15 protein-coding genes and 7 pseudogenes are annotated in these 23,427 nt (G+C 70.8%); 10 read left to right on the top strand and 12 right to left on the bottom strand.

Translation table 11 applies throughout. The annotated features are described in order from the left end of the window. Window positions 1-159 precede the first annotated feature (159 nt). Window positions 160-1,239, top strand: a complete 1,080-nt coding sequence (locus LRS04_RS06360) for a DUF2332 domain-containing protein (protein ID WP_257815647.1) — start codon at window positions 160-162, stop codon at window positions 1,237-1,239. 121 nt (window positions 1,240-1,360) lie between these two features. Here the strand turns inward: LRS04_RS06360 and dnaA are convergent. From dnaA to mutM, 7 genes and pseudogenes are all read right to left on the bottom strand, one after another. After that, a pseudogene (gene dnaA / locus LRS04_RS06355) lies at window positions 1,361-2,776 on the bottom strand (chromosomal replication initiator protein DnaA); the annotation flags it as partial. A gap of 442 nt (window positions 2,777-3,218) precedes the next feature. Then, on the bottom strand, window positions 3,219-3,485 hold the full coding sequence (rpsT, locus tag LRS04_RS06350) for a 30S ribosomal protein S20 (protein ID WP_257815646.1): 267 nt from the start codon (window positions 3,483-3,485) through the stop codon (window positions 3,219-3,221). A gap of 109 nt (window positions 3,486-3,594) precedes the next feature. Then, window positions 3,595-4,173: a GDSL-type esterase/lipase family protein gene (locus LRS04_RS06345; protein WP_257815645.1), complete on the bottom strand. Its 579-nt coding sequence runs from the start codon at window positions 4,171-4,173 to the stop codon at window positions 3,595-3,597. Between the two features lie 3 nt (window positions 4,174-4,176). Continuing rightward, a pseudogene (locus LRS04_RS06340) lies at window positions 4,177-4,954 on the bottom strand (enoyl-CoA hydratase). A 30-nt stretch (window positions 4,955-4,984) separates the two neighbouring features. Next, window positions 4,985-5,266: a TraB/GumN family protein gene (locus tag LRS04_RS27685; protein WP_374577118.1), complete on the bottom strand. Its 282-nt coding sequence runs from the start codon at window positions 5,264-5,266 to the stop codon at window positions 4,985-4,987. A gap of 37 nt (window positions 5,267-5,303) precedes the next feature. Further along, window positions 5,304-5,819: pseudogene (locus LRS04_RS27680) on the bottom strand (TraB/GumN family protein); the annotation flags it as partial. 26 nt (window positions 5,820-5,845) lie between these two features. Continuing rightward, a complete protein-coding gene (gene mutM, locus LRS04_RS06330) occupies window positions 5,846-6,709 on the bottom strand; it encodes a bifunctional DNA-formamidopyrimidine glycosylase/DNA-(apurinic or apyrimidinic site) lyase (protein WP_257815643.1) in 864 nt (287 codons plus the stop codon). Window positions 6,710-6,769: 60 nt separating this feature from the next. Here mutM and LRS04_RS06325 point away from each other — a divergent pair, with 60 nt between their 5' ends. Together LRS04_RS06325 and ubiB are read left to right on the top strand one after the other, a co-directional pair. Then, on the top strand, window positions 6,770-7,528 hold the full coding sequence (locus LRS04_RS06325; RefSeq protein WP_257815642.1) for a class I SAM-dependent methyltransferase: 759 nt from the start codon (window positions 6,770-6,772) through the stop codon (window positions 7,526-7,528). 3 nt (window positions 7,529-7,531) lie between these two features. Further along, entirely contained in the window at window positions 7,532-9,037 is a 1,506-nt protein-coding gene (gene ubiB / locus LRS04_RS06320) for a 2-polyprenylphenol 6-hydroxylase (RefSeq protein WP_257815641.1), read from the top strand. On the opposite strand, the gene LRS04_RS06315 is transcribed toward ubiB, so the two are convergent. Continuing rightward, the gene (locus LRS04_RS06315; protein ID WP_257815640.1) at window positions 9,034-9,603 is read right to left on the bottom strand and encodes a hypothetical protein; all 570 of its coding nucleotides are present in this window, start codon (window positions 9,601-9,603) and stop codon (window positions 9,034-9,036) included. The two genes, ubiB and LRS04_RS06315, sit on opposite strands and share 4 nt — an antisense overlap. Window positions 9,604-9,720: 117 nt before the next feature. Here LRS04_RS06315 and coaBC point away from each other — a divergent pair. Beyond that, window positions 9,721-10,909, top strand: a pseudogene (coaBC, locus tag LRS04_RS06310) (bifunctional phosphopantothenoylcysteine decarboxylase/phosphopantothenate--cysteine ligase CoaBC). Then, window positions 10,906-11,364, top strand: coding sequence for a dUTP diphosphatase (gene dut / locus LRS04_RS06305; RefSeq protein ID WP_257815639.1), 459 nt, complete (start codon window positions 10,906-10,908; stop codon window positions 11,362-11,364). Before coaBC ends, dut begins: the two are co-directional and overlap by 4 nt. 130 nt (window positions 11,365-11,494) lie before the next feature. On the opposite strand, the pseudogene dapB reads toward dut, so the two are convergent. After that, window positions 11,495-12,267: pseudogene (gene dapB, locus LRS04_RS06300) on the bottom strand (4-hydroxy-tetrahydrodipicolinate reductase). A gap of 167 nt (window positions 12,268-12,434) precedes the next feature. On the opposite strand from dapB, the gene LRS04_RS06295 reads away from it, so the two are divergent. The 4 genes from LRS04_RS06295 (at window position 12,435) to LRS04_RS06280 (ending at window position 17,804) form a co-directional block, all read left to right on the top strand. Beyond that, complete coding sequence (locus LRS04_RS06295; protein WP_257815638.1) at window positions 12,435-12,656, top strand: hypothetical protein; 222 nt, start codon at window positions 12,435-12,437, stop codon at window positions 12,654-12,656. 149 nt (window positions 12,657-12,805) lie between these two features. Continuing rightward, a complete protein-coding gene (locus tag LRS04_RS06290) occupies window positions 12,806-13,789 on the top strand; it encodes a S41 family peptidase (RefSeq protein ID WP_257815637.1) in 984 nt (327 codons plus the stop codon). Between the two features lie 253 nt (window positions 13,790-14,042). Next, window positions 14,043-16,328, top strand: coding sequence for an NADP-dependent malic enzyme (locus tag LRS04_RS06285; RefSeq protein ID WP_257815636.1), 2,286 nt, complete (start codon window positions 14,043-14,045; stop codon window positions 16,326-16,328). A 171-nt stretch (window positions 16,329-16,499) separates the two neighbouring features. Continuing rightward, window positions 16,500-17,804: an Hsp70 family protein gene (locus LRS04_RS06280; RefSeq protein WP_257815635.1), complete on the top strand. Its 1,305-nt coding sequence runs from the start codon at window positions 16,500-16,502 to the stop codon at window positions 17,802-17,804. Here the strand turns inward: LRS04_RS06280 and LRS04_RS06270 are convergent. Next, window positions 17,801-20,502 (bottom strand): annotated as a pseudogene (locus LRS04_RS06270) (M16 family metallopeptidase). The gene LRS04_RS06280 and the pseudogene LRS04_RS06270 overlap by 4 nt on opposite strands. A 217-nt stretch (window positions 20,503-20,719) precedes the next feature. Beyond that, a complete protein-coding gene (locus LRS04_RS06265; protein ID WP_257815633.1) occupies window positions 20,720-21,025 on the bottom strand; it encodes a hypothetical protein in 306 nt (101 codons plus the stop codon). Between the two features lie 147 nt (window positions 21,026-21,172). Here LRS04_RS06265 and LRS04_RS27675 point away from each other — a divergent pair. Then, a pseudogene (locus LRS04_RS27675) lies at window positions 21,173-22,200 on the top strand (LysR family transcriptional regulator). A 52-nt stretch (window positions 22,201-22,252) separates the two neighbouring features. Here the strand turns inward: LRS04_RS27675 and LRS04_RS06250 are convergent. Further along, entirely contained in the window at window positions 22,253-23,308 is a 1,056-nt protein-coding gene (locus tag LRS04_RS06250) for a deoxyhypusine synthase (protein ID WP_257815630.1), read from the bottom strand. Between the last annotated feature and the right edge of the window lie 119 nt (window positions 23,309-23,427).

The following is a 23,427-nucleotide window of genomic DNA, read 5'->3' as shown; positions in this document are numbered from 1 at the left end:
ATCCGCGATTTAGATCACCTTAAGGGCCGCCGGCGTTCAGTGCCCCACCGCAGGGCGAGACTATTGTCAGCCGTTACTCAGGCCCCCGCTCCACCCTGCGAGACTACAATCGACCTCTCCCAATTCATGGGACGCGGTGCTCGTTCGGAATGTAGCTTGATGAAGATGCTTGCGAGGTCTGACGCTAGTCATGCGTTTGTGCGTCAGGCCGAAAACTGCCGCTCGACAGGCTCGTCGTTCGTCGCGTCGGTGCTGGAAGCTGTCCACCGCCAGCTATCACTTGCTCCTCGGACCTGCGAGATGGTGCGCACCTGGACGGGCGATCCGGCCGCCGCGGCTGTGGCGCTGCGCGTCAACGGCGCGCTCCACGCCCTCGCCCGACGGGGAAACCTTCAGCATCTGACCGACCTCTATCGCGGCGAGCACGACGACTTCGATGGCTCGATCGCCGAGGCCTTGGCGCAGGAAGACGCCTTCATCGCCGACTGGATGCGCTATCCGACGCAGACCAACGAGGTCGCCCGCGGTGCGGCGATCATCTCGGCGCTGATGGCGATCGCCGAGCTGCGGCCCATGCCTTTCGAGCTCCTAGAGCTCGGCGCCAGCTGCGGGCTCAATCTGAACCTTGGCCGCTACGCCTACCACCTGGGCGGCGTGAGGGCGGGCGACATCTCCTCGGCCGTGCGAATCCGGCCCGAGTGGCGCGGCGAGGACCCGCCCATGGCGCCCGTGGCGATCGCCGCCGCGCGAGGGGTGGATCTCAGTCCGTTGAGCGCGGATGATCCTTCGCATCGCGAACGGCTGCTGTCCTTCACCTGGGCCGACCAACCTGCCCGCTCGCAGCGGCTGGAGGCGGCCCTGGAGATCGCCGTCGCGCATCCTCCCCGGGTGCACAAGGGGGACGCCAGGCTATGGCTCGCCCAACGGCTGGCCGATCGCCAGCCGGAAGGTGTTTGCCGGGCCGTGGTCCACACGATGTTCCTGCAGTACCTGGGTGAACGGGATCGGCGGGACATCGCCACCATGATCGCGGCGGCCGGCGCCGGCGCGACGGCCGAGCGTCCCCTCGTCGAGATCGGTCTCGAGTGGACGGCGGATCGCCGCGAAGTCCAGCTGCGCTGCACCCGTTGGCCAGAGGGCGAGAGCGCGGTGCTGGCGACCTGCCATCCTTACGGCGACTGGGTGGAGTGGCGCGGCTTCGGCGGCCGCGACCGAGCGGGCGATCCTCGCGCCGGCTGACCCGGTTGCGGCCCGGCGTTCCGCTGGGACCAGACGCCCTGCGAGACGGGCTCAAAGGAAGAAGGCCCGCCGTCGCCGGCGGGCCTCCCAAGCCTCGTCTCTCCTCGAAGCTGAACTCTAGCCGCGCAGCTTTGCGCAGCAGGACGTCAAGGTCGCGGGCGATCGCCGCGTCCTCGGCCTTCAGCGCCTCGATGCGACGCACGGCGTGCAGGACGGTGGTGTGGTCGCGCCCGCCGAACCGGCGGCCGATGTCCGGCAGCGACCGGGTGGTGATCTGCTTGGCCAGCCACATGGCCACCTGGCGCGGGCGGGCGACTGCGCGGGCCCGGCGCTCGCTGATCAGGTCGGCCTGCTTCAGGTTGTAGTGCTCGGCGACGGCCTTCTGGATCATGTCCACCGTGACCTTGCGCTCGTTGCAGGACAGGTGGGGCCTAAGGATCGACTGGGCCTCGTCGAGCGTCAGGCGCGCTACGTCGGCCCCCACGCGGGCCACCAGGGTGTTCAGGGCGCCTTCCAGCTCCCGCACGCTGTCGGTGAAGCGGTCGGCGAGGAACTGCAGCACCTCGGGGCGCGCGGACGGCACGAACCTGCCCTGCTGGGCCAGGGTCGCGAGCTTACGCTCGAGGATGCCCATGCGCAGCGACCGGTCGGCCGGCTCGATGCCGCAGACCAAGCCGGCCTGCAGGTGCGAGCGGAGCCGGGGCTCCATCTCGGCCAGCTCGTTGGGCGAGCGGTCGGCGGTCATCACCACCCGGCGGCCGTCCTCGACGAGGGCAATCAGGGTGTGAAACAGCTCCTCCTGGGTGGTCGGCTTGCCGGCGACGAAGTGGACATCGTCGATCAGCAGCAGGTCGGCGTTGCGCAGTTCGTCCTTGAAGGCCTGGGTCTGCCTGTCCTGCAGGGCCTTCACGAAGGTCGTCGTGAACCGCTCGGCCGTCAGGTAGACGACCCGCTTGCTGGGATCGCTGCGCATGGCTTCCCAGGCGAGCGCGTTCAGCAGGTGGGTCTTCCCGAAGCCGTAGGGGCCATGGAAGACGACCGGGTTGAAATGGCCGTCGGCCCAGGACGCCACACGGCGGGCGACGGCGAAGGCGAACTCATTGGCCGGGCCGGGCACAAAGCTCTCGAACGAGAAGCGCTCCTGCAGGCCCTGCATGCGGCCCTGCTTGGCGGCGACCTGGGGAACCGGGGCGTCGACCTCGAACACCTCCGGCGCGGCGGACGGCGCATTGGCCGCCACCGGCGTCACGGCCGGCGGGGGCGAGACCGCGCCGGCGGAATCCATTTCCATGCGGGACTTCAGGTCGAGCCTCCGGCCGAGCGGGTCGTTCTGCGCCCACAGTTCGCCGATACGCCGCCACGCATGGCGGCGGATCCAGTCCCGCGCCACGCCGGTCGCAGCCACAAGGCACACTTCGTCCCCGGTCTCGCGAAGCGCAGCCTGGCCCAGCCACGAGCCGAAGGTCGCTTCACCCAATTCACGCTTCAGGACTTGGCAGGTCTTGGACCAAACCGCACCGACCGGGGCCTCAGCCATAGCTCCCGCAACCCCCCCCGTTCATCATCCTCACGAAACCCCGCCCTCTCGGCCTTGGCCCCACGCCTTGGCCGGCCCATTTCTTCAACACGCACAAGCTCTTACCCGGCGAATGCATGAGCTCCGCCGGCGTCCCGATTAGCCCGAGATCGAGTGGAAGACGCCTGTAAGAACTTTGAGATTAGTCGGGGTCAGACGGGGGTCAACGGCGATTCTTCGCGGTTTCTAGCGATATTTTCGTTGACTCCCGGAGACCCCCTGAACGGCCTAGGGAAACGCGATTTTGGCCCCACCGGCTTGTGCAAATCTGCCGCAGGAGTCGCATAGCCGACCAACTTTTGCGCACGAAAAAGCAGCGCTCCTAAGGAGCGCTGCTGAAGGGAATTCCCATCGGAAAAGTGGGCCGTGCGGAGGGTTCTCCGCCCGGCCCGGAAGCGTGGCCTTAGGCCGACAGCTTCTTCAGCTGGGCGGCGAGGCGCGAGACCTTCCGCGAGCCGGTGTTCTTGTGCACGACGCCCTTGGTGACGGCGCGCATCAGCTCCGACTGGGCCTTCACGAAGGCCGCGGTCGCCGCGGTCTTGTCGCCCGAGGTCAGGGCCTCCTGGAACTTGCGGAGGTAGGTGCGCACGCGCGAACGGCGGGCGGTGTTGACTTCGGTGCGACGGGCGATCTTGCGAACCGCCTTCTTGGCGCCGGGCGTGTTGGCCATTCTAAATGCTCTTCAATACGGATCGCGCCCGGCGGAGGGCCGGGCGGGCAAATTGGAGGCGCGGATATACGGGAGCAGGCTCCCGGGGTCAATGCCGCGCCGGCTGAATCTAAGACATCCCGGTGAACGTCCGCCAGGCCGGGTGCGCGGCGACCAGATCGGCCATCCGCCCGTAGCCGCCGGCCCCCGGATGCGCGCCGTCGATCGTCTCGGCTTCGCGGTTCCAGAGGCCGTCGGCGAACAGCGGCCGGAAGACGTCGATGAAGGGAACCTGCAGCCGTCCGGCCAGGGCCTTGAGGTGCTCGTTGAGGGCCTCCAGCCGGGCGCAGATCCCGGGATCGGGCATGGGCGGCGGCCCGACCAGCAGGACCGGGCCGAGCTTCCCGGCCTCGGTCAGCAGGCTGCGCGCATTGAGCAGCGTCTGCGCCGGCGCCACGCGGGGAGACCCGCCCTCCAGCGCGCTGTCGTTGGCCCCGAACGAGAAGACGAAGGCGCATTCGCCCGGACGAAGGCGCGCCTCGGCCTCCGCCCGCCAGCGGCGTACGATGTCCGCACTGGTGTCGCCCCGGACGCCGAGGTTGTAGAGCGTCACCTCGCTGCGGCCCAGGAGCGCACGGCCGATCCAGCCCAGGTGGTCGGGATCGCCCTGGCCCAGGACGAAGCTGTCGCCGAAGGCGAGGAGCCGCACGAACTACCGGCCCGTGAAGCTCGGCTTCCGCTTCTCGACGAAGGCGGCCATGCCCTCCTTCTGGTCGTCGAAGGCGAAGAGGGAGTGGAAGAGGCGCCGCTCCAGCGCCACGCCGGCGGTCATGGTGGTCTCGTAGGCGGCGTCCACCAGCTCCTTGGCCATGGCCACGGCGAGCGGCGACTGGCCGGCGATCTTCGCCGCGGCGGCCATCGCCTCCTCGACCAGCTTGTCGGCCGGCACGACGCGGCTCACGAGCCCCGCGCGCTCGGCCTCGGCCGCATCCATCATCCGGGCGGTCAGGATCATGTCCATCGCCTTGGACTTGCCGACGAAACGGGTCAGCCGCTGGGTGCCGCCGATGCCGGGCACGACGCCGAGGTTGATCTCCGGCTGGCCGAACTTGGCGGTATCGGCGGCGATGATGAAGTCGCAGAGCATGGCGAGCTCGCAGCCGCCGCCCAGGGCGTAGCCCGCGACGGCCGCGATGATCGGCTTGCGGAAGCCCTCGATCTTCTGGGCCGCGGGCGCCGAAGAAGTTCTGGGTGAACATCTCGGCATAGGACTTGTCGCTCATCTCCTTGATGTCGGCGCCGGCGGCGAAGGCCCGCTCCGAGCCGGTGATCACCACGCACCGCACCGCGTCGTCCGCCGCCGCCGCGTCCAGCGCCTGGCCGAGCTCGCCCAGCAGGGTTGAATTCAGCGCGTTGAGCGCTTCAGGCCGGTTCAGCCGGACGAGCGTCACCCCATCCTTCGTCTCGACGATCAGGGTCTCGTAGCTCATCGGCGCCTCCGCTGGTCCTTGAGCGCGGGCTTAAGGCCCCTTCACGGAATAGCCAAGCGCCCGCAGCCGGGCCGGCACGCCTTCCGGGCCCACCAGGTGACCGAGGCCGACCACGACCACGGTGCGGCCCTCGCCCTTCAGGCGGCCGTCGAGCGTGGCGGCCCAGCGGGCGTTCCTCTCGACGACCAGCCGGCGGTAGAGCGTGGGCGCGGACGTCTTCAGCGGCGCGATCGCCAGCCGGTCGATGGCGGCGAGGTCGCCGTCCATCCACGCCTGAACGAGAAGGGCGAACTCGTCGGGGTCGGTCTCCATCTCCCGGACCGTCTGGTTCAGGGGAGGCGATCTGCTCGTTGAGCGGGACATTGGCGAAGAAGCCGATCTGTTCGGCCGGGGTCTCGAAGGCGCGCCGCTGGGTCTCCGGCCGCGCGGCGGCGGCGAGGGTCTCCTCCACACCGTGAGCGTCCGACGCCTGGGCCCGCCGGTAGGCGGCCCCGGCCAGGGCCTGCTCGGCCATCCAGGGCCGGAAGGCCTCCAGCATGGCCGGATCGACATCGTAGGCCATGGCCACCCTGGCCAGGCGCTGGGCGTCCTCGGGCGTCAGCAGCTTGGACAGCGCCTGGCCCTGCGGCAGCAGGCCGGCGCGGAGCGCGAGCCGCGCGCTCTCGTCGGCCACGCCCGGCGTCATCGGCAGCTCGAACCAGATGTCGTCGGCCCGCTTCACGGCCCGGTCGAGCGCGGCGGACCGCCAGTCCAGACCCGGCGGCAGCACGTGCACCGAGCCGAAGATCACCATCTCGGAGTCGCGGTCGGTGACCGTCCAGACAGGCGGTTCGGCCCGCGCGCAGCCGGCCGCGAGGCCCGCCACGGCGATCAGGAGCGCCGCGATCCGCCTCACTTCTGGCAGACCGGGCAGAAGAAGGTGGAGCGGCCGGCCTGAACCTTCCGGGAGATCACGCCTCCGCAGCCTTCGTTCGGGCAGGGCCGGCCTTCGCGGTCGTAGACCCGGAACCGGTGCTGGAAATAGCCGAGCGCGCCGTCGGTGGAGGCGAAGTCCTTCAGCGAGGAGCCGCCGGCCGCGATCGCCTCGGCGAGCACGTCCTTGACCGCCTGCGCTAGCACCTCGAGCCTCGGCCGCGTGATCCGCCCGGCCGGCTTGAACGGAGAGATCCGCGAGCGGTGCAGGGCTTCGCAGACATAGATGTTGCCGAGGCCCGCCACGATCCGCTGATCGAGCAGCAGGGTCTTGGGCCCCTGCCTGCGCCCGGCGAAGGCTTCCTTCAGCCGGCGCGCGTCGAAGGCGTCCGACAGGGGCTCCGGGCCGATCCCGGCGAACCAGGGATGCACGTCCAGCAGGGCGGTGTTGACCAGGCCCATGTAACCAAAGCGGCGCGGGTCATAGTAGGTGACGCGGTCGCCGGCGTCGGTCTCGAAGACGATGTGGGCGTGCTTCGGGTCCGGGTCGGCGGCGTAGTGGAACTCGCCAGGCCGCACGGTCCCCTCGGGCCGGGCGATCTCGAAGCGGCCGCTCATGCCCAGGTGCATGACAAGCGTGTCCTCCCGGTCGAGCCGGGCCATCAGATATTTCGCCCGCCGGGTCAGGGCGACGATGGTCGCGCCGGTGAGCTGCTGGACGAAGTTCTCGGGCAGGGGAAAGCGCAGGTCGGGACGGCGCGCCTCGACGCGGGCGAGCCTGTGGCCCACCAGCACGGGCGCCAATCCTCCGCGCACGGTCTCGACCTCTGGAAGCTCGGGCATGTCGCAGGCTTGGCACGGGCGGAGTGGCGCGCCAAGGCCTGGGCGTCTAATAGGCGTCGCATGACCGGACCCGCCGCCACCTTCGGCTTCCAGGACGTGGACCCCAAGGCCAAGCCCGGCCTGGTCCGCGGCGTCTTCGACCGTGTGGCCCGCCGCTACGACCTGATGAACGACCTGATGAGCGGGGGCGTGCACCGGCTCTGGAAGGACGCCGTCGCCGCCCGCCTCAATCCGCAGCCGGGCGAGACGATCATCGACTGCGCGGGCGGCACCGGCGACATGGCGCGCCGCTTCGCCCGCATGGCCCGCCGCGCCCAGGAACGCCGGGGCGGCGAGGACGCCCGCGTGTTCATCGTCGACTACAACGCCGAGATGATCGCCGCCGGCCGCGAGCGCGGGTTCGAGCCTGAGATCGCCTGGGCGGTCGGGGACGCCCAGGCCCTGCCGCTGCCGGACGCCTGCGCCGACGCCTATGTGATCTCGTTCGGCATCCGCAACGTCACCGACATCTCCCAGGCGCTCCGCGAAGCGCGCCGGGTGCTGAAGCCGGGCGGCCGGTTCCTGTGCCTGGAGTTCTCCCGGCCGACGACCGAGGCGCTGCGCGCGGCCTATGACGCCTGGTCCTTCAAGGTGATCCCGGAGATCGGGGCCCGTGTGGCCAACGACCGGGAGAGCTATCAGTACCTGGTGGAGAGCATCCGCCGCTTCCCGGACCAGAAGCGGTTCGCGGCCATGATCGGCGAGGCCGGGTTCGCCTGCGTCGGCTACACCAACTTCACCGGCGGCGTGGCGGCGCTGCACACCGGCCGGGCGATCTAGCGGATGGGCGGACCCGCGGCCTTCGGGCGGCTGATCGGCGCCGGCTGGAGCCTCATCCGCAACGACGCCCTGCTGCCCCGCGAGCTGGAGCCGCTCTACGGCGGCAGCGTGCTGACGCTCTCCAGGGTCCTGCGTATCTTCGCCGGCCGCGGCGCACGCCAGGGCCGGCCCGGCCAGCGGCTGGCGCATGCGCTCGAGAACCTCGGGCCGGTGGCGATCAAGCTCGGCCAGCTCCTGTCCACCCGGGCCGACATCTTCGGCCGGGAGTTCGCCGAGGACCTCGCCCGGCTGAAGGACCGCCTGCCACCGTTCCCGACCTCGGTGGCGAGGGCCGAGGTGGAGCTGGCGCTCGGGCGGAGCGTGGAGAGCCTGTTCGCTGCGTTCGGCGACCCGGTGGCGGCCGCCTCGCTGGCCCAGGCCCATGACGCCACCCTGCTCGACGGCCGCCGGGTGGCGGTCAAGGTGCTGCGCCCGGCGATCGCCCGACGGGTGGCCGAGGATCCCGAGGTCCTGGCGCTGGCCGCCCGGCTCGTCGACCGCTGGGTCCCGGCGGCCCGGCGGCTGGAGCCCCGGGGCTTCGCGGGCGCCGTGATCCGCGCCACCGAGCTCGAGCTCGACCTCAGGCTCGAGGCCGCCGGCGCCGACGAGCTCGGGGAGGTCATGGCCAAGGACGGCTACATGACCACGCCCAAGGTCGTCTGGGAGGGCGTCGGCAAGCGGGTCTTGACGCTGGAGTGGGCGGAAGGGCATCCGCTGTCGGACGCGGCGGCCCTGACCCAGGACGGCCTCGACCGGCCCGGGCTCGCCGACAACCTGATCCGGGCCTTCCTGGCCCAGGCCCTCGACCACGGCGTGTTCCACGCCGACCTGCACGAGGGAAACCTGTTCGTGGCGGCGCCGGCGAAGATCACCGCGGTGGACTTCGGGATCATCGGCCGGCTGGGCGCGCCCGAGCGGCGCTACCTCGCCCAGATCCTCTGGGGCTTCCTGAACCGCGACTACGACCACGTGGCCCAGGTGCATTTCGACGCCGGCTATGTGCCCCCGCATCACAGCGTCGCCGCCTTCGCCCAGGCGCTCCGGGCGGTGGGCGAGCCGATCTTCGGCCGGGCGGCGGCGGACGTGCCGATGAGCCGGGTGCTGACCCAGCTCTTCGAGATCACCGCCCTCTTCGACATGCGGCTCCGGCCCGAGCTGGTGCTCCTGCAGAAGACCATGATGACCGTCGAGGGCGTCGCCCGGCGGATCGACCCGGACCATGACATCTGGGCCGCGGCCGATCCGGTGGTCCGCCGCTGGATGACCCGGGAGCTGTCGCCGGCGACCCGGGTCCGCCGGCTGGCCGCCGAGGTCGAGACCGCCCTGCGCAACCTCGCCCGGCTGGCGGAGAACCCGCCGGCGCCGACCGCGGTGGCGGTGGTGGAGCAGCGCCGGTCGAGCCCGTTCCTGTGGTTCGCGCTCGGCGCGGTGACGGCGGGCGCGGCCTTCCTCGCGGGCCTGCTGCTCTAGGTCTCGTCATCGTCCGAGGCGCGGCGCTCGCGGCTGGCGACGCGGCGGGCCTCGCGGCTCTTCTGTTCCTCCCAGTAGGCCATGCCCTCGTCGGGCTTGAACATGGTCCGGGGCGCGCCGGCCTTGCTGGCGACCGCGAAGACGTTGCCCTTCGGGTCGTAGAACAGGATGTCGCCGTTGGCGCGGGTCAGCGTCAGCGTCCCGGCCGGCGGATGCTCCACGAAGGCGTGGGCCTTCTTCACGAACTGGTCGAGGTTGCGGGCGCCGAAGGCCTCGCCGTTGCGTTCGAAGGCGCGCCGCGCGTTCTCCTCGGCGGAGTAGCGGCGCGAGGCGGACCACATGGGGCGGCCGTCGACCAGCTTCACCGGATCGTCGCGGTGATCGGCGCGCGGCTCGCGCGCCGAAGTTGGCGCCGTCGGAATAGAGTCCGACCGGGTCGCCATCTGGGTCCCGGCCGCCTGGGGCGCGGTGGCCACCGCCGAGGGGCCGTTGTCGCAGGCGGCGAGCAGGGCGAGCGCCGCGGAGGTCCCGAGCGCCGTCGTCAGCGCCCACTTCAAGCCGGCCATCCTGTTGTCTCCCTGGAAAGGCTTAGCTGGAACAAAGAAAGAACACAGGTCCGCGGGTTTGTCGAGTCCGGCCGCATCGGGTAGAGCGGAGCCTCCTTTCACGGGGGCGCACGCGCCTTGGACGGCAAGAGAATCCTGCTGATCGTCGGCGGCGGCATCGCGGCCTACAAGGCGCTGGAGCTGACCCGGCTGTTCCGCAAGGCGGGCGTCGGCGTGCGGCCGATCCTCACCCAGGCGGGCGCGGAGTTCGTCACGCCGCTGTCCCTCTCGGCGCTGGCCGAGGACAAGGTCTATCGCGACCTCTTCTCGCTGACCGACGAGGCGGAGATGGGCCACATCGAGCTCTCGCGGTCCGCTGACCTTGTCGTCGTGGCCCCGGCCACCGCCGACCTGATGGCCAAGGCGGCGAACGGGCTGGCCAACGACCTGGCGTCCACGACCCTGATGGCCACCGACAAGCGGGTGCTGATGGCGCCGGCGATGAACGTGCGCATGTGGGACCATCCGGCGACCAGGCGGAACCTCGGGCAGCTCCAGGCCGACGGCGTGCTGTTCGTGGGACCGGACGAGGGCGCCATGGCCTGCGGCGAGTTCGGCTTCGGCCGGATGGCGGAACCGGAGGCGATCTTCCAGGCGGCCATGGCGGCGCTGTCGACCGGGCGTGCGCTGGCCGGCAAGCGGGCGATCGTCACGGCCGGGCCGACCGCCGAGCCGATCGATCCGGTGCGCCTGATCACCAACCGGTCCAGCGGCAAGCAGGGCTACGCCATCGCCAAGGCGCTGGCCGACCTGGGCGCCGAGGTGACCCTGGTCAGCGGACCCACGGCCCTTCCGGCCCCGGCCGGCGTGACCCGGGTGGACGTGGAGACGGCGCGCGAGATGCTGGCGGCGTGCGAGGCGGCCCTGCCGGCCGATATCGCCGTCTGCGTGGCGGCCGTCGCGGACTGGCGGCCGGAGACCACGGACGGCCAGAAGATCAAGAAGGGCAAGGAGGGGCCCGCCGCCGATCGCCCTCGTCGAGAACCCCGACATCCTGGCGACGCTGTCGAAGGCGCTTCGGCGCCCCAGGCTGGTGGTCGGCTTCGCCGCCGAGACCAACGACGTGGAGGCCCACGCCAAGGCCAAGCTCGCCCGCAAGGGCTGCGACTGGATCGTCGCCAACGACGTCAGCGTCGAGGGGACCATGGGCGGGGACGAGAACGCCGTGGCCATCGTCAGCGAGGGCGGAATCGAGCGATGGGAGCGCATGGCCAAGGGCGAGGTCGCCCAAAGGCTCGCCCGCCGCATCTCCGAGGAGCTGAAGTGACCGCCGCGCCCGTGATCCCCATCGTCCGCCTGCCCCACGCCGAGGGCCTGCCGCTGCCGGCCTACGAGACCAGCCACGCCGCCGGCATGGACCTGCGCGCCGCCGTGCCGGACGAGGACCCGATCACGCTGAGGCCCGGCGCGCGGTTCGCCGTGCCCACCGGCCTTTCCATGGCCATCCCGGCCGGCTTCGAGGGCCAGGTGCGGCCGCGCTCGGGCTTCGCGCTCAAGCAGGGCGTGACCTGCCTGAACACGCCCGGCACCATCGACGCCGACTACCGCGGCGAGGTGAAGGTCATCCTGATCAACCTCGGCGAGGAGGACGTCCACATCCGCCGCGGCGACCGCATCGCCCAGCTGATCATCGCGCCGGTGGTGCAGGCGGCGTGGGCGGAGGTCGAGAGCCTCGACGAGACCGCGCGCGGCGCGGGCGGTTTCGGAAGCACGGGGCAGTAGGGCCCTCTCCCTACCCTCTCCCTCTCCGCTTCGCGGGGGAGAGGAGTGGAGCTGAGACGTTGAGCCATAGCCTCCTCTCCCCCGACCCCGGCGCAAGCCGGGGGAAGAGAGGGAGAGGGTAGGGAGAGGGCTAGCGGCCCAACCCCAGCACGTCCTGCATGTCGTATTCGCCGGGCTTCTGGCCGGCGACCCACTTCGCGGCGACGGCGGCGCCCCTGGCGAAGAGGCCGCGGTCGCGGGCGGAGTGAAAAGCGTGAGGATCTCGTCCTCGGCGGCGAAGGTGACGCTGTGCTCGCCGACGATGCCGCCGCCGCGCAGGACGGAGAAGCCGATCTCGCCCTCGTCGCGGGGGCCGGTGATCCCGTCGCGGGCGCGGCGTCCGGCGCTGGCCAGGTTGACGCCGCGGCCCTCGGCGGCCGCCTCGCCGAGCATCAGGGCGGTGCCGGACGGCGCGTCGACCTTGCGGCGGTGGTGGGCCTCGAAGATCTCGATGTCGTAGTCGGCGGCCGGCAGCGCCTTCGCCGCCTGGCGGACCAGGCCGATCAGCATGTTCACCCCGAGCGAGAAGTTGCCGGCCCGGACGATGGCGACGGTCTTGGCGGCCTCGGCGATCGTCGCCAGCTCGGCGTCGGAGAAGCCCGTGGAGCCGATCACCAGCGCCGGGCCGCCGCGGGCGGCGCAGGCGGCGGCGAGCTCGGCCGACGCCGCGCCGGTGGTGAAGTCGATGACCACGTCGCAGGCGGCCAGCGCGGCCTCGCGGCCCATGAGGCCGTCGGCCTTGGTCCCCGGGCGGTCGAAGGCGGCGGCGAGGATCAGCTCGTGGTTGGCCTCCACGGCGTCGGCCACGGCGCGGCCCATGCGGCCGTTGGCGCCGGCGATGGCGATCCTGATGGGGCTGGTCAGCGGGGTCTCTCCCGTCTCGATGAGGGCCGCAGTCTCGCCAGACGGCGGCGCCGGTCAATGGCCGGGCCAGATACGCCGAAATCCCGCGCGGTCGTAGTCACCTTCGACTAAAGCGGGCGCGGCGCGGGGCTAAGCTGGGCCGCAAGGGGCGTTTGCTGGAGATTTCGATGCGTCATCTGGTTCTGGCCGCGGCCGCGGCGCTCGTCGTCATGGGTGGCGGCGCGCGGGCCGCCGAGCCCCGGGCAGTGGTCGGCCGCGTGGCCGACCAGATCGCCGCCAACTACTACGATCCGGCCCGGGGGCCGAGATCGCCGCCGGGCTCAAGGCCGACGCCGCCAAGGGGACCTTCGACCGCTACGCCGCGCCCCTCGACCTCGCCGAGGCGCTGACCGCCCGGCTGAAGCCCCTGGACGCCCATTTCCAGGTCCAGTGGTCGGCGGCCCCGCCGGCCCAGGGGGCGGCTCCGATCCTTGGGCCCGTCCGGCAGGCCGGCTACGATTCCGACGCGCGGACCGCCTCGGGCTTCCACCGGGTGGAGATGCTGCCGGGCGCCATAGGCCTGATCGACATGCGCTATTTCGCAGGCTTCCAGGCGGCGGACGCCGCGGCCCGGGCCCGCGCCGACGCGGCCATGACCCTGGTCTCCGGGGCGGACGCGGTGATCGTCGACCTGCGCGACAACGGCGGCGGGTCTCCGGCCATGGTCGGCTACCTGGCGAGCTACTTCGTCCCGAAGGACGCACCGATCTACAACACCTTCAAGAGCCGGGGCCCGGACGCCCACGAGACCCCGCCCTTCGAGGTGCGCGGCGAGCGGATGCTGCGCGCCCCGCTCTACATCCTGACCAGCGGGCGCACGGGATCGGCGGCGGAGGCGTTCGCCTACACCCTGCAGGCCGCCCGGCGCGCGACGATCGTCGGCGAGGCGAGCGGCGGGGCGGCCAATCCCGGCGGCTTCCGCCCGGCCGGCAACGGCTTCCGGGTGTTCGTGTCCGACGGCCGCCCGGTGAACCCGATCACCCGGAGCAACTGGGAAGGGACGGGGGTGCAGCCGGACGTGGCGGTCCCGGCCGGTCAGGCGCTGGTCCGCGCCCAGGCGCTGGCGCTGGCCGAGATCCGCAGGTCGGCGTCGGGCGTCGCCGCCACCGAGGCGGAGTGGGCCCATGCCGCGCTGAGCCCCGGGCGGGCGGGAAGCCCAGGCCCTGGGGGCCTATGTGGGCGACTACGGCTCGCGGAAGGTCGTGCTCGAGGACGGCCGGTTGGTGATCCGCAACGGCCGCCGCCCGCCCGTCGTGCTGCAGCCGCTGGAGGGGGACCTGTTCTTCGTCGACGGCGCGGCGACGCCGGTCAGGATGCGGTTCGAGCGCGACGGCGCGGGCAAGGTCACAGGGATGCTGATGCTGACACCCGGGGGCCAGACCAGCCGGTTCGCACGGGTGGGGTAGGGGCGCTTTCCGCGCTTTCACCTCCCCCAGCGCGGAGCGATGGCGGAGAGGGGGACCGCCGGCCGAGCGCAGCGTAGAGCCGGTGGTGGAGGGGGCAAGCGGCGGGCAGTGCGTGAGGCTTGCCCCTCCACCATCCGCTCTCCAGCCAGCGAGCTGGCTTCGGCGGACGGTCCCCCTCCCGCCGCTGCGCGGGGGAGGTGAAGCGGCAGCTTACGGTTTCCCCCTGCGGAAGTTTCGGGTTCCCGCCAAGGCAAAGGTTGTCCACACCCCCTCGCTTTGTAGGTTGCCGGCCCTTCAAGACGACCCGTTTCCCAAGGACCAGCGCCCCGGATGAGCGACGACCGCCGCACCTTCACCGACGAGGAGGCGCTGAGCTTCCACCGCGATCCCCGCCCCGGGAAGATCGGCATCCAGGCCACCAAGCCGATGGCGACCCAGCGGGACCTGTCCTTGGCCTATTCGCCGGGCGTGGCGGTGCCGGTGCTGAAGATCGCCGAGGATCCGGAAGCCGCCTACGACTACACGTCAAAGGGCAACCTGGTGGCGGTGATCTCCAACGGCACGGCGATCCTGGGCCTCGGCGACCTCGGCGCGCTGGCGTCGAAGCCGGTGATGGAGGGCAAGGGCGTGCTCTTCAAGCGCTTCGCCGACGTGGACGCCATCGACGTGGAGGTGGTCTCCAAGGACGCCGACGAGATCATCACCGTCGTCAAGAACATCGGCGTCACCTACGGCGGCATCAACCTCGAGGACATCAAGAGCCCCGAGTGCTTCCGGATCGAGACCGAGCTGCAGGAGCTGCTCGATATCCCGGTCTTCCACGACGACCAACACGGCACGGCGATCATCACCGCGGCCGGCCTGATCAACGCCTGCGAGATCACCGGGCGGCGGATCGAGGACGTGAAGGTGGTGCTGAACGGCCCGGGCGCGGCGGGCATCGCCACCCTGGAGCTGATCAAGGCCATGGGCGTGCGCCACGACAACGTCATCGCCGTGGACCGCAAGGGCGTCCTCTATCGCGGGCGCGCCGAGGACATGAACCAGTGGAAGTCGGCCCATGCGGTCGACACCGACAAGCGGACGCTGGCCGAGGCGCTGGACGGCGCCGACGTGTTCATCGGCCTGTCGGCAAAGGGCGCGCTGTCGGGCGAGCTCGTGAAGACCATGGCCGACCGGCCGATCATCTTCGCCATGGCCAATCCCGATCCGGAGATCACGCCGGAGGAGGTCCATGCGGTCCGCTCGGACGCCATCGTGGCCACCGGCCGGAGCGACTATCCGAACCAGGTGAACAACGTCCTGGGCTTCCCCTACATCTTCCGCGGCGCGCTCGACGTGCGCGCCCGGCGGGTGAACATGGAAATGAAGATCGCCTGCGCCAACGCCCTGGCCATGCTGGCCCGCGAGGACGTGCCGGACGAGGTGGCCGCGGCCTACCACGGCAAGCAGCTGAAGTTCGGGCCCGAGTACATCATTCCGACGCCGTTCGACCCGCGGCTGATCTGGTACATCCCGCCGTTCGTGGCCCAGGCGGCGATGGACACCGGTGTCGCCCGCAAGCCGATCGACAACATGGACGCCTACCGGGCGTCGCTCGCCCAGCGGCTCGATCCGACGGCGGCCTTCCTGCAGAAGGTGCAGGGCGCGGTGCTCGCCGCGCCGCAGAAGAAGATCGTCTTCGCCGAGGGCGAGGAGCCCAGCGTGATCCGCGCGGCCTACGCCTTCCAGACCGGGGGCCTGGGCCAGGCGATCCTGGTGGGCCGCGAGGAGCTGGTGCACGAGAACATGCGCCTGGTCGGGCTCGACCCGGGCGAGGCCAAGCTGGAGATCGTCAACGCGCGGTCGTCGCATTGGAACGAGGCGTTCGTGGACCATCTCTACGAGCGCCTGCAGCGCGAGGGCTACCTGCGCCGCGACGTCCAGCGGCTGATCAACCAGGACCGCAACTCCTTCGCCGCCTCCATGGTGGCCATGGGCCATGCGGACGGCATGGTCACCGGTGTCACCCGGAACTTCGACCAGGTGCTGGAGGAGGTGCTGCGGGTGATCGACCCGGCCGAGGGCGGCCGGATCATGGGCATGAGCGTGGTGCTGACCAAGGGCCGCACCCTGTTCATCGCCGACACCAACGTCACCGAGATGCCCGAGGCGGAGGACCTGGTGGAGATCGCCGTCGAGGCGGCCAACGCCGTGCGCACCCTGGGCTACACGCCGCGGGTGGCCTTCATGAGCTACTCGACCTTCGGCAACCCGATGGGCGAGCGGAGCGAGAAGGTGCGGGAAGCCGTGGCCATGCTCGACGAGTACGACGGCGTCGACTTCGAGTACGAGGGCGAGATGCCGCCGGAGATCGCCCTGGAGCCGGCCAGGCGGGGCAACTACCCGTTCATGCGGCTCTCGGGCCCGGCCAACGTCCTGATCATGCCGGCCATCCACTCGGCGGCGATCTCCACCCAGCTCCTGAAGTCGCTGGGCGGGGCCACCGTGATCGGGCCGATCCTGCTTGGCATGTCGAAGTCGGTGCAGATCGCCCCGCTCTCGGCCTCGGTGAGCCGGATCCTGCACATGGCGACCATGGCGGCCTACGACCAGCCGCTGGTGGAGGCGGAGTAGGGGCGCTCCGCTTTGCTCCCCCCTCGGGGAGCTGTCGCCGAAGGCGACTGAGGGGGTCAGAACCGCGGTCTGGGCAGACCCCCTCCACCGCTTCGCGGTCCCCCTCCCCCGATGGGGGAGGAACGTGCTATCTGGCGCGCCCCTCCCTGACGCCGCCCCCTGGAGCCTGCGATGACGGCCGCCTTTACGCTCGGCATCGACTTCGGGACGACCAATACGGTGGTGGCGCTCGCCGGGCCGGACGGGCCGGCGCACCTGGTGAAGTTCCCCGCCCCTGAGGGGGAACTCTTCGCCTTCCGCTCCTGCCTGTCGTTCCACGCGCCGCCGGAGCATCCGCAGGACCGGACGATCGCGGCCGGGCCCTGGGCGATCGAGGCCTATGTGGAGGATCCGGCGGAGACCCGGTTCATCCAGAGCTTCAAGAGCTTCGCGGCCCAGGCGAGCTTCACCGAGACCCAGATCGCCGGCCGGCGCTACCGGTTCGAGGACCTGCTCTCGACCTTCCTGCTGAAGGTCCGGGAGTATGCGGGGCCCGAGATGGCCGACCTGCCGGCCCGGGTGATCGTCGGGCGGCCCGTGACCTTCGCCGGCGGCAGCCCCGACGAGGCGCTGGCGCTGTCGCGCTACGAGACGGCGTTCCGGCGCATGGGCTTCGAGGACATCCTCTATTCGTACGAGCCGGTGGGGGCGGCGTTCTTCTTCGCCCGCGAGCTCGACCACGACGCCACGGTGCTGGTGGGCGACTTCGGCGGCGGCACGAGCGACTTCTCGATCATCCGCTTCGAACGGTCGGGCGGGGAGATCACGTCGACGCCGCTCGGCCGCTCGGGCGTGGGCGTGGCCGGCGACGCCTTCGACTACCGGATCATCGACCGGCTGGTGTCGCCGGAGTTGGGCAAGGGATCGAGCTACGAGAGCTTCGGCAAGATCCTGCCGATCCCCAACCGCTACTATTCGGCCTTCGCCCGCTGGGACCAGCTCGCCCTGATGCGGGCGAGCCGCGACATGCGCGAGATCCGCAAGCTGGAGCGCGAGGCGGTCGAGCCCGAGAAGATCGCCCGGCTGATCGAGGTGCTGGACGAAAACTACGGCTATCGCCTCTACCGGGCGGTCTCGGACCTGAAGGTGGCGCTCTCCAGCGCCGAGCGGGCGGAATTCCGCTTCGAGGCCGGGTCGATCTCCATCGTCCGCGAGGTGACGCGGGCCGAGTTCGAGGGCTGGATCGCGCCGGAGCTGGAGGCGATCGAGGCGGCCGTCGACCGGGCGCTGGCCGCCGCCGGCCTGCCGCCGGAGGGGATCGACCGGGTGTTCCTCACCGGCGGCTCGTCCCTGGTGCCGGCGGTGCGCGCGATCTTCCACCGCCGGTTCAACGCGGAGCGGATCGAGACCGGAGCGGAACTGGAATCCATCGCCTCCGGTCTCGCGCTCATCGGCCGCGAGCGGGATCTCGCGCGGTGGACGGGAACCGCCGCCTAGGGCTTCCGCAGGCTCGACGAGTCCGGGTCGAACTTGTCGGCCGGGATCACCTCCAGGTTCGGCAGCCTGACCTTCAGTTCCTTCTCGAAGGCCTTGGCGTCGCCGGCCACGATAACGCTGGCCTGGGCCGGGTCGAGGACGCGCCGGGCGAAGTCCTGCACCTGGGCCGGCTGCACCGCCTCCACCTTGGCCGTGTAGGTGGTGATCTCGTCGAGCGGCAGGTCGTAGAGGGCGAGGTTTCCGAGGATGTCGGCGAGGCCTCCGGAGGTGGCGAGCTCGCGGCCGTAGGCGCCGACCAGCACCGACTTGCGGGCTTTGAGCTCGTCCGCGCCCGCGGGCGCGGCGGCCAGCTTGGTCATCTCGGCGTTGATCAGGTCGAGCACCTCCGGGGCGCTCTCGTTCTTGGTCTGGGCCGTGCCGCGGAACGAGCCGGTGGTGCGGGCCGTCGAGAGGCCGGCGCGGGCGCCGTAGGAGAGGCCGCGCTTGATGCGGATCTCCTGGTTCAGGCGGGCGGAATAGCCGCCGCCCAGAACGGTCGTCGCCACGATGCCCGGATAGTAGTCGGCGTCGGTGCGGGCGATGGCCGGCTTCACGACATTGACCGAGGCCTGGCCGGTGCCGGGGACATCGATGGCGATGGCGCGGGGCTTCGACGAGGGCCGGATCTCCGGGGCGGGCGGGGGTTGGCGCCGCGGCGCCAGCCCCCGAACGCGCGCTCGGCATAGGCGAAGCCCTGCTCCGGGGTGATGTCGCCGGTGAGCACAAGGATGGAATTCTGGGGCTGGAAGTCCCGGGCGTGCAGGGTGGCGAGGTCAGTCCGCTTCAGCTTCGGGAGCGAGTCCGGCGTGCCGCCCGGCGCGTGGCCGAAGGGCGTGCCGGCGTAGACCACCGGGGCGGACGCCATGGCGGCGAGCTGGCCCGGCTGCTGGTAGGCGACCTGCAGGCCGTCGAGGGCCTGCTGGCGCTGGCGCTCCAGCTCCTCGTCGGCGAAGGCCGGGTTCATGGCCACGTCCGCCATGATCGCCAGCGCCTCGGTCAGCTTGTCGGGCATGACGTTGAGGGTGACGGAGGAGGACTCCAGGCCGCCGCCGGAGGCGAGGCTGGCGCCCAGCGCCTCGGTCTGGCTGGCGATCTGCTGGGCGGTACGGGTCTTCGTGCCCTCGGTCAGCATGCCGGCGGTCATCGAGGCGGTGCCCGAGAGGCCGGCGGGGTCGGCCCAGGCGCCGGTCTTCACGGTGAGGTCGGCGGTGACCAGCGGCAGGTCGGACGAGCGGGCGACGATGACCCGCAGGCCGTTCGCCAGCGTCTTCTCCGCCGGCTTCGGCAGGACGGGCTGGACCGGCTCCGAGAGCGGCGGCGGGGCGACGCGCTGGCCCTCGGGGGCCAGGGTGACGATCGGGCCGGTGTAGGTGGCGACGGTCTTCGGCGGGGGCGGCTTCGCCGGGTCCTTCTGGCCGGCGGGACGCTCGCTTTCGGCGCGGTACCGGATGGTCATCCGGGCGTTGTCGGCGAGGTAGGTCCGCGCGACCCGCTGGACCTCGGCGGCGGTCACCGCGGCCAGGTCGGCGAGCTCGGTGTTGGCGCGGGCCGCGTCGCCGGTGAGCATCAGGGCCTGACCCAGCGCGAAGCCCCGGCCGTCGATGGTCTCGCGCTCGCGCAGCCTGTCGGCCAGGAGCTCGTTCTTGGCCTCGGCGAGTTCGGCGGCGGTGGGCGGGGCGTCGCGGAGCTTCTTCACCTCGGCCAGCAGGGCGGCCTCGCCCTCCTCGATGGTGTGGCCGGACGCCATGACCGCGCCGACCATGAACATGCCGTTGTCCTCGGGGAGGTCGGCGTTGGACATGGCCTCGGCGGCGATCTGCTTGTCGTAGACGAGGCTGTTGTAGAGCCTCGACGACTTGCCGCCGGAGAGGATGGCGTCGAGCACGGTCAGCGCGGCGGCGTCCTTGCTGGCGGCGTTCGGGCCCTTCCAGGTGATCGCCAGCGCCGGCAGCGGCACGTTGGGGCCGTAGCCCTCGAAGACGCCGGGCCTGGTCCGCGGCGGCTCCTTCGCCGTGATCACCGGCATGGGCTCGGCAGGCTTCTTCAGGGGACCGAAGTACCGGTCGACCCAGGCGTTCAGCTTGGCCTCGTCGAAATTGCCGACGACGATCAGCGAGGCGTTGTCCGGCCGGTACCAGGCCTGGTGGAAGGCGCGCACGTCGTCGATGGTGGCGGCGTCCAGTTCCTCGATGTTGCCGATCCCGGGGCGCTTGTACGGATGGACGTCGTAGCTGGCCTCCTGGATGTAGAGACCGAAGAGGCGGCCGTAGGGCTGGGAGAGGTAGTTCTGGCGGAACTCCTCTTTCACCACGTCGCGCTCGGACTTGAAGTTGGTCTCGTCGACGACGAGGGAGCCCAGCCGCTCGCTCTCCACCCAGAGCAGGCGCTCCAGGTGATTGGCCGGCACGACCTCGTAGTAGTTGGTGAAGTCGTCCCAGGTGGAGGCGTTGTTGAAGCCGCCCACGTCCTCGGTCATGCGGTCGATGCTCTCGGCCGGCAGGTTCTTCGTGGCCTTGAACATCATGTGCTCGAAGAGGTGGGCGAAGCCCGAACGGCCCTGCGGATCGTCCTTGGAGCCGACGCCGTACCAGACCTGGACCGTGACGTTGGGCGTCGAGCGGTCCAGCGAGGTGAACACCTTCAGGCCGTTGGGAAGCATCCGCTGCTTGAAGGCGATCGGCGGCACGTCCGCCGCCTTCTGGCCCCTGCGCCGCCGCGGGCTGGGCGAGGGCGGCGGGCGCGAGCGCCGAGGTCGCGAGAAAGAACGCGAGGCCGGCAGTCCGGAAGGTACGCAGCATGGGGCTTCCCGAATGATTGAGCCCCACCCTTAGCACCCGCCGGGGGCGGAGGAAGCTTACGGGAATGTCATGGAGCGCTCAGGCTGCGAGGCCCTCGGGGGCCAGGAACTCGGCCATGAAGTCGGCGAGGTCGAGCTGGAGGAGGCACAGCAGGCCCGTGCGGTCGAGGACGTCGGCGCCTTCGGCGGCGGAGATCAGGGTCTCCAGGGCGACCAGGGCCCCGAAGGCCTCGCCGAGGCGGCCGGCCATCTCCTCGAGCCGCTCGCGCAGCTCGGCGAGCACCATGGCGGTGGCGAGCGCGTCGGTTGCGTCCACCGCGCCCAGGCGCGTCATCAGGCGGCGGAGGTCGCGGCCGGACGGACGAGCGGAGGCGGCAGGCGTCATTTCGGGGCTCCTTCCGGCGGCGGGGAGACCGGCGGTTGTGGTTGGGAAGCGCTACCTAAGGAAATCGCGGCCCGGTTGTGGTGACCGCCGTCACGCACCGACGGGGCCTGTGACCTGCGGCACAGTCGGAGCGGGCGCTGATACCGGATGAAGCCCGGCCGAGCCATCAGCGCTCTTGCAGTGCGGTTCTGCATAACCGCAGAATGGGTAACCATGTTCGATTGGAACGACCTCAAGGCCTTCCTGGCCGTGGCGCGCGGCGGCTCGACGCTGGGCGCGGCCAGGGCGCTGGGCGTCAACCAGACCACGGTGGCGCGCCGGATCGAGAGCCTGGAGAGCGCGCTGACGCTGAAGCTTTTCGAGCGCGGCCAGGCGGGCAGCCGGCTGACCGAGGCCGGCCGCGACCTGCTGGCCGAGGCCGAGAAGGTGGAGCGCGCCGCCGAGACCTTCGGCACCCGGGCCCAGGCGCACCGCCGCGGCCTGGCCGGCGCCATCCGCCTGACCGCCACGGAGATCGTCTCCAACACCGTCCTGATGCCGGCGCTGGCCGAGTTCCGGCGGCTCTATCCGGACGTCCAGGTGGACCTGCTGATCAGCGACAAGGCGCTGGACCTCAACGCCGGCGAGGCCGACGTGGCGATCCGCTCGGGCCAGGCCCTGCCGGACTCCGACCTCGTGGCGCGCAAGCTCCACGACTACCACTTCGCCCTCTACTGCAGCCGCGACTACGCGCTCAGGAAGGGCGCCCAAGCCGGGTGGAGGAACTGGCCCAGCACGACCTGATCGGCGGCGACGGCGAGATCGGGACCTGGTCGGGCATGACCTGGATGTTCGAGAAGGCCGGCGGCCGTGCGGCGGTGGCCCGCTCGTCCAGCATGGCCAACCTGCTGCCGGCGGTGCGCGCCGGCCTCGGCATCGCGCCGCTGGCCACCCTGTTGGGCGACGCCCACCGCGAGCTGGTGCGGTGCTCGGACGACATCGCCGAGGCCAGCGGCTCCTCGTGGATCATCACCCGTCGGGAGCTGCGCGACACGCCGCGGATGCGGGCTTTCATCGACTTCCTGGTCCCGCACTTCCAGGCCGAGATGAAGCGCATGGAGGAGATTGCCCGGGCCATGCGCGAGCGCAACGCCGACAACGATCCGACCCCGATCGCGCTGGATACCAGCGCCTAAAAAAACGGCCCGGGATCGCTCCCGGGCCGTTCGGTTTCAGGCGGCTTGCCGACTACTTCTGGAAGAGGTCCGACCAGCGGCGCTTGCGGCGCGCCTTGTGGGCGCCGTGGTGGAAGGCGTTGGAGGCGATCATCGGCACCACGGTGGTGGCTTCCGCGAACACCATCTGCTCCCAGGTCACGTCCACCTTGCCCCAGGAGCAGGCCTCCTTGAGCGTCGAGGACGAGCAGGCGCCGTCACGCACGTCGGCCACCGTGATCTGGATGGCGTACTTGTGCATGTCCACCTCGTGGCCGAGGATCTCGGCGCAGACGACGGTGTCCTGGGCGAAGTTCTTCGGCACCCCGCCGCCGACCATGAAGAGGCCGGTGGCGCCCGCCTTCAGCTTGATCTCGGTGAGCTCGCGGAAGTCGGCCACGGCGTCGATGGTGAGGTAGGGCTTGCCCGCCTTCATCCGCTCCACCTGGTGCTTCACGAGGCCGAAGCCGGCGGACGAGTCCACGAAGGCGGGGCAGAAGATCGGCACGCCCTCGCGGTACGCCACCTCGATCAGGCTGTCCGGCTTCTTGGCGTTGCCGGCGGCCAGCCACTTGCCCATCTCCCAGATGAACTCGCGCGACGAGTACGGACGCGGCTCCAGGATCTCGCAGATGTCGTAGATCGTGGCGTCGCAGGCCTGCAGCTCTTCCTCGTCGATGTAGGTGTCGTAGATGCGGTCGATATACATCTCGCGCAGCTCGCGGTCGTCGACGCTCGAGTCGGCCTGGTAGTGCTTGAAGCCGAGGGCCTCGAAGAAATCCATGTCGACGATGGAGGCGCCGGTGGCGACGATGGCGTCGATCATCCCGTGCTGGACCATGTCGCGGTAGATGTGCATGCAGCCGGCCGCGGACGTGGAGCCCGCGAGCGTCAGCCAGGTGGAGCAGTCGGCGTCCTCCAGGCTCATCTTCCAGATGTCGGCGGCACGGGCCGTGTCGCGGCTCGTGAAGCTCATCCTGCGCATGGAATCGATGATCGGCCGGGCGTCGTACTGGTCGATCGCCACGTGCTCGACGGTGTTGGCCAGCAGCTCGGCCTTGCGGTTGGTGTTCTGAACGGGAGCGTTCATCGTCGGAAGTTTCCCTCTGAAGGTGATCGCCCGTCAGCTTGCGCGGTCAGGCGAAGTGGACACCGGTTCGCCGCTCGGACCGCGCAATCCCTTAGCGGGGCGGGGTTCGGGCGGAAAAC

The sequence above is a fragment of the Phenylobacterium sp. J367 genome (assembly GCF_024699985.1).
Classification (GTDB): domain Bacteria; phylum Pseudomonadota; class Alphaproteobacteria; order Caulobacterales; family Caulobacteraceae; genus Phenylobacterium.
Note: the sequence above shows the minus strand (reverse complement) of the source record. Positions and strands in the feature narration are given on the sequence as shown.